We start from the raw sequence: 11727 nt of genomic DNA on the forward strand, positions 1-11727 counted from the left end.
AGGGTTTTCAACTGCTTCGATACCCCCCCCACCTAATTTTTGAGAGGCTTTTTCCACTTGCCTGCGTGAGGAGGAAATATGATGCATCACCTGTTAAGTCCTGTATTAGATCGGCGGCTGCTTTTAGTCGAAAGACTGACCAGTCTGGCTTCACCGCAACCGATAGAGGATCTGGCGCGCGATTTGCATACCAATAGTCGCACGCTCGCCAATGACATTCAGATCATCAATCAAAGTTGGCACGCCATAGAGATCACGGTGACGGGAAATATTGTTTCGCTCGTCTATCGGCCGGGTTTTAATATGGGGGATATTTACCGCCTGATTTTAGGGCGCGAGCCGATTTTTCGCCTGCTTCACGCCCTGATTTTGCATCCCGGATTAGAGACATCCGAATTGGCAAAGGAAGCCACGATGTCGGAGGCTTCTCTTTACCGCCATGTCAAGTTCTTCAATACGTCCCTCTTCCCCCGGCTCGGCATTTCCATCGCCTCCAATCCGTTTCGTCTGGATGGTGAGCGTCCAGATCTTCTTCTCTTTTCCTCGATTTTCCTCTTTAAGCAAAATCGCATGGACGACTGGCCTTTTGCGGACTATCCCCAAAAGGAAGTAGAGGATCTCGTCTCATTTCTTTTCGATGCTACCCGTGTTTCTGTCCCTTTTTCCGAATTTCGGATGTTAACGTTCTATGTGGTATTGTCGATGATTTGGGCAAAAGCGTTCGGTGAAGCAGAGGGGCTGTCCGTAACGCCGCGCCTGGAGGACATCTTAGCCGAAGGACACGCGCGGGATGTGATTGCGTCTCTTCCCCACTTACAGGATACACTGGATGCGGTGAAACGTTATGAACCGATCTTTTCGTTTCCGATGACCTTGCCGTCGCTTATCTATCTCTTTTCCTTTTTCTTCCGCGATGGCTTTTTTCTCCATTACCGCTCCTTTTTGGATCAGGCGGTCGTGGATCCGCAAATCAATAAGTCGTTTTTCTATCTCACTAAAGTATTGGATGAGCTGGAACGAGACTACGGAATCAAACCGGAAAATCGCCATAAAATCCTGCGCGAACTGCATAACACCTTATATTGCCGCTATATGGAGCCGGATACCGCCCCCTTTTTTACGATGATGGATGATAATTTTCAAGCTTGGCTACGTCGAAGCATAACCGGCCTTCCGTTGGACTTGAAGGAAAAAATACGGGGGTACTTTATACACATGAATCTTCCCGTAATTGAGCCGCTTGTAACGAGCTGCGTCTTCTATGTGTTCGTAAAATGGGGGCGATTGCTCTATCGGCAGTTTTCGCCCGCCGAGCCGGTATCTCTTCTCATCGTTTCCTCTATCGGTCCGGAACATGCGCAGACGCTTCGCGATATGGTTCGCATGGAGATTGATGCTCCGCTTCGTGTCGATATTTTTTCCGGACTTCGCCTGGATGGCGCAGAGCTGCTTCATTCCGGTTATGATGTCGTCTGGTCTAATTTTTCCATTCCGGATCGGGAAACGGATCGAAATGGGAACCCCTGGAGCAAAGAAGCGAGCGAATTGGTGCTCTATAATCTCTATCCCAGTCAAAAGGAAGGGCTTTCGCTTCGCCATGCCATCGCCGCCAAAGCAAAAATGCACGAGGAGGGCTATTTCGTATGAAAGGACTGGTCAGTAAAAAGATTGAACGTCTTTTGGATTTGATCACGTGTTTTGAAATTCATGACGGACAATTGGACATGGATACGGCATCCCGTGAGTTGAATCGCCCGATAACAGCGCTGTTGATGGATGTTATGCAAGCCAATACGTTCTTCTCTTCGATTCTTGAGATTCGCAGAGAAAATAACCTTGAAATTATCTATAAGGATGGAATGTCCTATCCGGATGCTTTTTCGCTGGTGATGAAGCAGGATCCGATTTGCTCGCTGTTGGAGAAGGTGTTCTTTCATCCCCAAATGGACGTCAACGCCATGGCGAATGATCTCTATGTCTCCAATTCCACCATCTATCGCTGGGTGGAACAATTTAACGCCGTTGTAGCGGATTCCTATGCGGTTCATCTTGAGACACACCCCTTAGTATTGCTCGGTGATGAAGCCGAGGTGCGTTCGTTTTACACCAGCTTTTTTAAGGAACGCTATTCGTTTTATGAATGGCCTTTTTCCTTTATTTCCAAACAGGAGCTTTCGCTGTTTCTTGATGACGCCCTGCCGATGAAATACGCTAAAAACTTCCTTAATTATTATGAGTGTTTTCACATCCAGTTGGCAGTCAGCCTTCAACGTTTCTCTCAGGGTTTTCGCCTTGCGGATGAACATCTTGCGCATAACGCGCGTGCGCTTGCGACAGCAGAGGCGTTTGCGTCAAAGGAGGCGCACTATCCCTTTCCTTCTTTTCCCATTGAACGCCAGGGAAATGACCGTCGGGAAAATGACCGCTGGGGAGATGACGTTCGCTTTTATCAGGAGCTTTTGGTTCCTTTCGTCGGCGACCGAGATGCCGAATCTTTTACGGTTCTCCTGGACTTAACCGCCAAAGATCCTCTCGTGAATACCATATTTATCTATATCAATAAGCTCATTGCCAATGTCTGCCAAGAGTTTCCCATCGAACTCGACAATGAGAGCGATTTGACGCTTGCCCTCTACAATGCGCTTATCGGCACCTTCGGCAAAACGGTCAGCCGTTCCATTCTTTATTCGCCCTATCGCATCTATCAGGAATCGATTCGCACGAAATTTCCTGCCGTTTGCAACCAGATTCTGGATATTATCCGCTCGCAAAATGCACTATTCAATTTTCCCGTAGATGCCGATTATGTGGGCTACCTTTTCTATGTCATCTGGTCCACATGGGAGAATCTGAGCAATCAACTCATCCAAAAGCCTCGAAAAATCAAGATTCTTGTCGTCAGCAGATTTTCCTATTTCCATACGCTCTCCCTTCGGTCCCAAATTCTGTTCTATTTTGGAAATCTGGTAGAGGTAAGTGTGCCCAAAATAGCTCCCATTTTTCTGGAAACCATGGATCTTTCGGATTACGACCTTCTTGTCTCCAACTTCAACATCGCCGGCAGCCCCATCCCCACCATTTTCTGCAACGGCATCGATTCTTACGCCACCTACTCCGCATTGGCGAAAGCCATCTTTGAACGCTTCTGATTTTGGGGTTTGGGGTGGTTCCGGGTGTTGGCGATTGTCTTTCTTTGTTAATTGCGCCGCCATCAGCGGTTCCAGGGGCGCTTGGGCGCTTGAGGGCGCTGGGGGGGGTATGCAGCAGCGCTTTTGGCGCTTGGGGTGTGCCGGGGTTGGTTGGGTTGCTTGGGGTTATGCAGCGGCGCTTTTGGCGCTGGGGTGTGCCGGGGTTGGTTGGGTTGCTTGGGGTTATGCAGCGGCGCTTTTGGCGCTGGGGTGCTGGGGTTTGCGGTAGCGCTTTTGGCGCTGGGGTGCTGGGGTTTGCGGTAGCGCCGGGTGTTGGCGATTGTCTTTCTTCGTTAATCGCGCCGCCATCAGCGGTTCCAGCGGCGCTCCTTCTGAGGCCGTAGAACCCTGGTGTTAACACATATTCACACTTTGTCAGGGACGCGATCCCTGACAACATTTCATTTCAGCAATTAGTCAGGGGTGGCGTCCCTGTTAAACATCCAACTGCAGCTAGTCATCAGGGGCCATCAACCCTGGCATTACACGAAATTTACCACTCATCAGGGGTGCGAGCCCTGATAAGATTTCGTTTCAGCCATTCGTCAGGGTTCAACGACCCCTGGTATTACGCTAAATTTACCACTCGTCAGGGATGCGAGCCCTGATAACATTTCGTTTCAGCCATTCGTCAGGGGTGGCGTCCCTGTTAAACATCCAACTGCAGCCAGTCATCAGGGATCATCAATCCTGGCATTACACGAAATTTACCACTCATCAGGGACGCGAGCCCTGATAACATTTCATTTCTGCCATTCGTCAGGGTCCGTTGGGCCCTGACGTTAACTCGAAATTTACCCTTCATCAGGGACGCGAGCCCTGATAACATTTCGTTTCAGCCATTCGTCAGGGGTGGCGTCCCTGTTAAACATCCAACTGCAGCCAGTCATCAGGGATCATCAACCCTGTTTGTGACACGAAATGGAACTGTTTCCTAAACGAAACTCCACCACTATCACATCAAGGCGGTGCCGACTTGTGGTCGGCGATTGGGCGCCGCCTAATACTATGGCGGCGCTAAGAAGGAGCCGGCCTACGGCCGGCGGTTTGAAAACGCCGCCGAAGGCGAAGATTCTTCTAAAAACCGCGCCATCTTCGTCAGCTCCATCGGTGCCTACCTTGAAACCGCCCCACCAACAACAATTCAAGCGGCGCTCCGTATTCCGCCGCGCCGCCTCGTCATTTGCAGCGGCGCACCTTCTGCCCGACCCTGGCTGGCGCGTGTTCCTTCCACAAGCCAGAGCTGATCGTTGGCGGCTTGCCCCTGGCGGGCATGCCTCTCTTCCACGAGCCAGGGTTAATCGAGGGCGACCTATCCCTGGCGGATATGCCTCTCTGAACTGTCCCCCAAATGGTAGAGTGTAGAATTATCATTTCTACCTCATCCGTAATAAGCCTCGTAAGGGGTTTGGTATCCGTTTGTCGCATGCCTTCTTTCTTTCGCATAGAAGGCCCATACATATTCGTAGATTCGCTTCCTTGCTTCGCGAATGGTTTGTGGCATCTTGTAAAGCCACTCGGTTTTCATCTTACCAAAAAAGCTTTCCATCGCTGCATTGTCCCAACAGTCTCCTTTCCTACTCATGCTACAGCGGATATTGTTCTCTCTTAGAAGCTTTTGGTAGTCCTCGGAAGCATAGGTCGACCCCCGATCGGAATGGCCAATGCAGCCCGGCTTTAAGGTATGCTTTGCCAGCGCATCATCCAGGCATTCCATCACTAATTGTTTGTTGTTTTTTGTACTCATGGCCAAACCCAACGGGTATCGTCCATAAAGGTCTAAAATTACCGCAACATAAAGGGTTCCTTGCGGCGTTGGGACATAGGTGGTATCGCTGATGAACTTCTCTCCCGGTGCTTTGGCCACAAAATCTCTTTGGAGGAGATTGTCGGCCGGCTTCCTTGTTTTCGAAGAGTCGGTGGTGACGAGGAATTTTCGCCGTACCCGGGAATGCCAGTGATTTTCCCGCATGATGCGTTCCACACGTTTGTGGTTCACCGGCGATTTTCCTACCTTCTGTCGTTGGGAATTCAACTCCGCCGTGACCTTTCGTATCCCATAAACGGCTTTGCTCTGATCGTAAATTTTTCCGATCTCTTTTGAGAGCTGCATGTTTTCAATTTGACGCAGTGTCTGCGCGTTCTGTGCGTTCTTCCACTTGTAATAGCCACTTTCAGAGACTTCGATAACTTTGGCCATTCTAGCAATTGCATGTTCATGACGAAAGCGATACATGAATGCAAACTTTAGTCTCGGGGCATCTTGGCTAGAAAGGCCGCGGCTTTTTTTAAGATGGCAATCTCCTCTTTTAATTCCGCGATTTCTTTGTCCTTAGCGGCTTCCATCTGCTTCTGCGCACGGGTTAATGTGCTCTCTTTCTTACAAAACTGTTGGATGTTATCCGCTAAGCCCATCTCTCCATAGTTGTTAAACAAGTCCATCCAGCGCAAAAGCGTTGAGGTTTGGATATGGTATTTCTCTGCAACAAGAAATTCTTTGCCTTCGAATTCCGGCTTTAGCGCCTCTTCCACTACGCGTTTTCGAAAAGATTTCGTGTATCTCCGTCGTGTCATGTCATCCTCCTTAAGCCTTTCTTCATTGTATCTTTTTGTTCGTTAAGGCTCTACTTTTTGGGGGACATGTCACTCTTCCGCGAGCCAGGGTTAATCGAGGGCGACCTGTCCCTGGCTGGCACGCCTCTCTTTCGCGAGCCAGGGTTCCACGACAAAAATTAACCCTGCTGGGAAAAGTTGTACTGGCCAGCCAGGGCTATAAACCGCGTACCCGACCCTGGCTGGCGCACATTGTTTTCTACAGCCAGGGCTTGGTAAGCAAAAAGAAACCCTGGCGATGACATTTTGTTTCACTCAGCCAGGGTTCCACCGCAAAAACCAGCCCTGGCTCGCAAGCTTTCTTCCTGCCAGCCAGGGTTTTGCCGAAAAAATCGACCCTGGCAAACGTACTACATCTCATCCGGCCAGGGTCATGCATAGTTTATGAACGAATCCGCGCCGCCAACAGCAATTCAAGCGGCGCTCCTTCTTTTGCCGCATTAAATCTTCATCGCCGTTTCGTAGGCTTGCCAGACGGCCGTCTTGATGTTGCCGATGGCGGCGCAGTCGCCGATAAAATACGTTTGCGAGCCTGCATGAGCCTTGTCCATCAATGGATCGGGACGATAACCGACTGCGGAAATAACGGAATCACAAGCCACATCGTGCAGAACGCCGGATGCGTCCTTATACGTGACCGCATCCACCTTCACCTCGACCAAAGTGGATTCCAGGAAAACCGGAACCTTATGCAGTGCGAACCATTCCCGCAGATAAGAGGAGTTGGCCAAGCAAACCCCTTCCGTGGCAATCAGATCTTCCTTCATTTCCAGAATAAACGGCTCCTTGCCCCGCAATGCCAGCTCGTAGGCAATTTCACAGCCGGTAAGGCTTCCGCCAATGACGGCAACACGTTGGCCGACGCGGAGAGCGTCAGCGGTGGTTTCCGCGGCAGCGGCACCTGCGGTTGCAACGTCTCCGATCGTTTCCGCAACAGCAGCGTCGTCAGAGGCAGCGACATCGGTAGCACCGGCGGTTGCTGCATTTCCGATCGTTTCCGTAGCACCGGCGTTTGCAGCGTCGGTCGCCTCTGCAATCATGTCGCCTACGCCTTTCCTGACCGCCGCGCCGCTGCCTTGCTGATCACCTTGCCGGCCATCCTCTTCACCGCGGTTTGTCTCTTCCTCCCGGTGCGCTTCCAGCGCACGCAGGAAATCCGTAGCCTCGATCGTGCGGTCAAAGCCCGGAACGCGCGAAAGGGTAATGGGCTTTCCGCCGGTGGCGACAATGACCGGATCCGTACCGAAGTCGTGGTCGGGCGCAATGGTCTGCTTCAGATGAACGGGAATGTTCAAACGATCCATTTCCTGACGATACCAGGCCAAGAGGTCGCGCATGGGTTTCTTATAAGACTCGGCGGCTCCCGGAATGACCACACCGCCGAGGCGATCCGTTTGCTCATAAATGACCGGATTATGACCGCGCAATTTGAGCACGCGTGCCGCCTCCATGCCGCCAACGCCACCGCCAATGATGTGAACCGTTTTCGGTGCATCCGTCTTTTTAATGTAATGCTTGTCCCACTGCATGGTTTCCGCATTCACAGCGCAACGCGCCAAATGGAGCGAATCCTGCAGTGCCTGCATATTCGGCGTTCCCTTCCACTTGCTCATATTGAAACACGCATTGTGACACAGAATGCACGGACGAATTTCTTCCTCTCGTCCTTCCAGCAACTTCGTCACCCACTCCGGATCCGCCAAAAACGCACGTGCAAAGCCGACACCGTCAATTGTGCCGGCTGCAACTTCCTTCGCGCCCACGTAGGGATCCATGCGCCCGGCCGGAACGACGGGGATCGTCACGGCTTTTTTGATTTCCTTGACCTCGTCCAAATTGCAGTTTTCCGGCATATAAATCGGCGGATGGCACCAGTACCAGGCATCATAGGTGCCGTTATCGCAGTTGAGCATGTCATAGCCGGCATCCTGCAAATAACGTGCCGCCCAACGGGACTCTTCCATGTCCCGGCCGACCTCGGTATATTCTTCCCCGGGAAGGGCTCCCTGACGGAATCCCTTGGTCTTGGATTCCACGGAATAGCGCAGAGAAACCGGAAAATCATCGCCACAGACGCGCTTAATCTCCCGGACAATATCCACCGGGAAACGATACCGGTTTTCCCGACTGCCACCGTAGGCATCCGTGCGCTTGTTGACGTACTTGAGCGTGAACTGATCCAGCAGGTATCCTTCATGGACGGCATGCACTTCTACTCCATCCACACCGGCATCCTTAAGGAGCTTTGCGCTTTTGCCGAACGCCTCTACCATCTGTTGGATTTCCTCAACGGTCATCGCGCGGGAAGGCACTTTGTCCGACCAGCGGTTGGGCGCAGCCGATGCCGAGGCGGTAATCTTGTCCAGATTCATGACGGGCTTGGAAAGGAAGCGCAAAACCGGATTCGTATAAAGTTTCTCCATCATGGGAGAAATCGTGAAAGAACGGCCGAATCCCGCCGTCAGCTGTACGAAAAGTTTGGCGCCTGTTTGATGGAATTTCGGCAACCATTTTGCCAGATCGTCGTACATCCGCTTATTTTTATACAACCACTGGCCATACATGGGGTTATACACCGGCTGGCATCCCGGCAGAACCAGTCCCACATGGTTTTCTGCGATCGTCTGAATAAAGTGCGCGCCGACCTCGTCGAAGTGATTCTTTTCCATCCATCCCAGCAGATTGGTACCGCCCATCGAGGTGAGCACGATGCGGTTTTTGATTTCCACCTTGCCGATCTTCCACGGCGTAAAAAGCGGCGCGACCGCCTCGGGTGCATTTTTTTCCATTTCTGCTCTTGTGGTTGTTCCCGTGGTCATGGTCCCCTCCTTTTTAATATAATTACCTTATTTTTAGTGATGCTGATGACGCGATCTTCTTATTCTGATCGTGCGGATGGTGCGATCTCTTTATTCCTTAAGCAACCCCGTTATGCAGAGGTTATACGTGAAATCCCCCTTGGTGACGGCGTTGATTTTCTTTCCTTCCAGTCGAAAGCCCACCTTTTCCAACACGCGCCCGGATGCGCAATTGGGTTCATAATAAAGTCCGGTGATGCGCACAATATCCAGCTGCGCAAAGGCCAGTCGGCACATTTCGGTTGCCGCCCGGGTCATAATTCCTTTTCCCCAATACGGCGTGAGCAGAATATAGCCGATATTAGCATCCCGACGGGACATGCCCTCCCCTTTTTCTACGGAAATGTTGCCGACGATTTTGCCGTCCACCACAATAAGGCGCCACAGACCGGTCTTTCCCTCGTTTTCTGCCACCATATTGATCCACCAATCCGCAGATTCATCCGTATAGGGATGGGGAAGGCGATCCGACAAATACGTCCGATCGACGGCATTACAGACTTTCTTTAACTCTTCCCGGTCTTCCTCCCTCGGAATTTTCAATTGGATGTTCATGTGGTCTCCTTTTGTGTTGCGTGTGAACAGGGAGTGTTTTTCCCGTCCAGGCGCTCATCTTTCCTGCACTTCTTTGCCGGAGAGGTGTTCGATTTCGATTTGATACATCCGAACGCCGCGCCAACTTCTTTCCATGGCTTGGATGATCAGGTCTTCACTCGGATAATACTTGCGAGCAAATTGTACAAGCGCCGCCTTTGCCGACTCCTCCTCTTCAATGGCATGGCATCGACCAAAGACAACGACACTCTCTACGTAGGGCGCCCACTCTTCTTTTCGTATGGTTTCGTTTCCGTAAACCGTAAAGCATACTTTATCGGAGGCGTTCAGCGCATCGACTTTGTGGCCGGCCTTTGCGCTGTGAAAAATAATCCGTTGCTTCTCCTCGTCGTACCAATAATTGATCGGAATGGCGTAAGGATAACCTTCGTCGCCGTTAACCGCCAGAACCCCTCGTCGGGCACTGTGTAACAACGCTTTCGCCTGATCCACTGTCCGTTCATTTTTCTTTCTTCGCAGGGGACGAAACATATTTTCTCCTTGATACATATTTTCTCCTTGAAACATTTTTTCTACTTTCGTAAATCGGGCTTCTATGTGTTTTTTTGCTTTGTTTGCCTTTCCAGTTTTGCTGACGCGTATGGTTTGTGGGGGTTCCTGGGTTTGTGGCGTTCCAGGCTTATCCGTCATTTGCGGATGTGGGAGCGTTCCCGATTTTGCCGACTTTCACGACTTCGATAGCGTTTCTGCCCCGGCACGTCGGAAGCCGGAGCGCCGGCATGGTTGACGTTTATGCCTTTGCGCATCACTCTGCCATAATCGAGGACGCTGCGCCAGCAGAATTATGTTCATACTTTACCCGATCGCATCAAACTTATCTCCTGACACAAGAAAAGATATCAATAATGCGCCCGTAGCCCTGGCTGATAGGCACTATTGCGATTAGCCAGGGTTTGTTGGGGCCTGCTTAACCCTGGCTAACAAGCAGCGTTTGGTCCAACCAGGGTTTGTTCGGGACTGTTCGGCCCTGGCTGGCGAGCGGCATTTGAGCCAGCCAGGGTTTCTTGGGACTGCCCGACCCTGGCTGGCAAGCGGCATTTGATCCAGCCAGGGTCCGCTATGGACTGCCCAGCCCTGGCTGGCAAGCGGAGTTTCATCCAGCCAGGGTTTCTTGGGACTGCCCGACCCTGGCTGGCGAGCAGCATTTCATCCAGCCAGGGTTTCTTGGGACCTGCCCGACCCTGGCTGGCGAGCGGAATTTAACGCAGCCAGGGTTCGTTGTGGCCTGCTTGGCCCTGGCTGGCGAGCAGCATTTGGTCCAGCCAGGGCTTTTCAGCATTCACTCGGCCCCAGTCTACCAGTAAATAGCCACCGCTGCCGAACACCCAAATGGAGTGGCTTGGAACACAGGTGGAACAAAGCTTATGCGATAATAAAGGAGCAATGAAAGGCAGAGCGAATTACCTGCGAAGAGGTGAATCATGAATGGCCAACGAACATCAAAAGAGGGAAAATTTACAAAAGAAAGAAAAGTATCTAATGAAAGAAAAACCACAATAGAAAGAAAAACTGCAAAAGATAAAAAATCATCAAACGAGATTGCCGAATACTTGGAAGAATTGAAGCGGCGTCTTACCGAGCTGCAATCTGAGCAGATTCCCGGAAAACTGGAAATAAAAACGAATGGTAAGCGGCCAGAATACTTTTACTGCACAAGAGAGGGCGGCGTTAAGCGCCGCGAGTACATTCCAAAAGCCCGGCAAGAGGAGGTGAAGCGGCTCGCGCAGCAGACGTACAATAATCGAATAGAACGAGTTTTGAACGCCTTATCGAAAAAACGATGCTTGTCCTACAGGCAAATCGAGTGGACGATTGATCGTGTGTACCAAAATCTACATCCCTTGCGGCAGGCGCTCGTGGTTCCTGTGCAAGAAACCGCCGAGCAACAGTTTTCCGCATGGAAGGCGCAGCCGTACCGGGGGTTGACATTTCGGGAAGGCGACCCGGACGGCATTCTGACCAATAATAATGAACGGGTGCGATCAAAGTCGGAAAAGATTTTGGCCGATCTCTTTCTTGCCCAGGGAATTTTTTATAAATATGAGTGTCCGTTGTTTTTGCGCGACGAAAAAATCTTCTATCCTGACTTTACCTTTTACCATCCGAGGCGCAAGCAGGAAATCTACTGGGAACATTTCGGACGAATGGATCTGCCGGAATATGCGTTACGATCTGCGAGCAAAATTCGCACGTATGAACGAAATGGTATTTTTCTTGGAGACCGACTGATTGCCACCTTCGAAGGGGATAGTCTTATTCTGGATAGCCGTAGTGTTCAAGACCTCATTGATCACTATGAATTGCGGCTTTGCGCACGCTGAACCGAATACGTTACGCCCATCCCAGCGCCTTCTACTTTTATCACCGGCAAATGGAAACGAGAAATGCTAAGCCAGATGTACAACACCGCCCGGTCGCGTCCTCGTCCGCGCCGACGACGAATTGGAAACGAG

General features: G+C 51.1%; 8 protein-coding genes. 3 read left to right on the forward strand and 5 right to left on the reverse strand.

Annotated features, from left to right (window positions below; genetic code table 11):
- The first annotated feature begins 78 nt into the window (after positions 1–78).
- The gene (locus tag BN3910_RS05555; RefSeq protein ID WP_066925131.1) at positions 79–1647 is read left to right on the forward strand and encodes a helix-turn-helix domain-containing protein; all 1569 of its coding nucleotides are present in this window, start codon (positions 79–81) and stop codon (positions 1645–1647) included.
- Positions 1644–3149 (forward strand): helix-turn-helix domain-containing protein, encoded by a 1506-nt coding sequence (locus BN3910_RS05560; RefSeq protein WP_066925134.1) that lies wholly within the window; start codon positions 1644–1646, stop codon positions 3147–3149. The genes BN3910_RS05555 and BN3910_RS05560 overlap by 4 nt, the downstream gene beginning before the upstream one ends.
- A gap of 1420 nt (positions 3150–4569) precedes the next feature.
- Here the strand turns inward: BN3910_RS05560 and BN3910_RS05570 are convergent.
- The 5 genes from BN3910_RS05570 to BN3910_RS05590 all read right to left on the reverse strand — a co-directional run bounded on the left by BN3910_RS05570 (position 4570) and on the right by BN3910_RS05590 (position 9763).
- Positions 4570–5424 (reverse strand): IS3 family transposase, encoded by an 855-nt coding sequence (locus BN3910_RS05570; RefSeq protein ID WP_082790324.1) that lies wholly within the window; start codon positions 5422–5424, stop codon positions 4570–4572.
- Positions 5425–5435: 11 nt separating this feature from the next.
- Positions 5436–5762, reverse strand: coding sequence for a transposase (locus BN3910_RS05575; protein WP_066925140.1), 327 nt, complete (start codon positions 5760–5762; stop codon positions 5436–5438).
- 479 nt (positions 5763–6241) lie between these two features.
- Positions 6242–8620, reverse strand: a complete 2379-nt coding sequence (locus BN3910_RS05580; protein WP_082790325.1) for an oxidoreductase — start codon at positions 8618–8620, stop codon at positions 6242–6244.
- Between the two features lie 90 nt (positions 8621–8710).
- Entirely contained in the window at positions 8711–9214 is a 504-nt protein-coding gene (locus BN3910_RS05585; protein ID WP_066925143.1) for a GNAT family N-acetyltransferase, read from the reverse strand.
- A 54-nt stretch (positions 9215–9268) separates the two neighbouring features.
- Positions 9269–9763 (reverse strand): pyridoxamine 5'-phosphate oxidase family protein, encoded by a 495-nt coding sequence (locus BN3910_RS05590; RefSeq protein ID WP_231862189.1) that lies wholly within the window; start codon positions 9761–9763, stop codon positions 9269–9271.
- 932 nt (positions 9764–10695) lie between these two features.
- Between BN3910_RS05590 and BN3910_RS05595 the strand changes: the two genes are divergently transcribed.
- A complete protein-coding gene (locus BN3910_RS05595; RefSeq protein ID WP_066925146.1) occupies positions 10696–11595 on the forward strand; it encodes a hypothetical protein in 900 nt (299 codons plus the stop codon).
- Positions 11596–11727 lie beyond the last annotated feature (132 nt).

It is taken from the genome of Murdochiella massiliensis, assembly GCF_900059565.1.
Taxonomy (GTDB): domain Bacteria; phylum Bacillota; class Clostridia; order Tissierellales; family Peptoniphilaceae; genus Murdochiella; species Murdochiella massiliensis.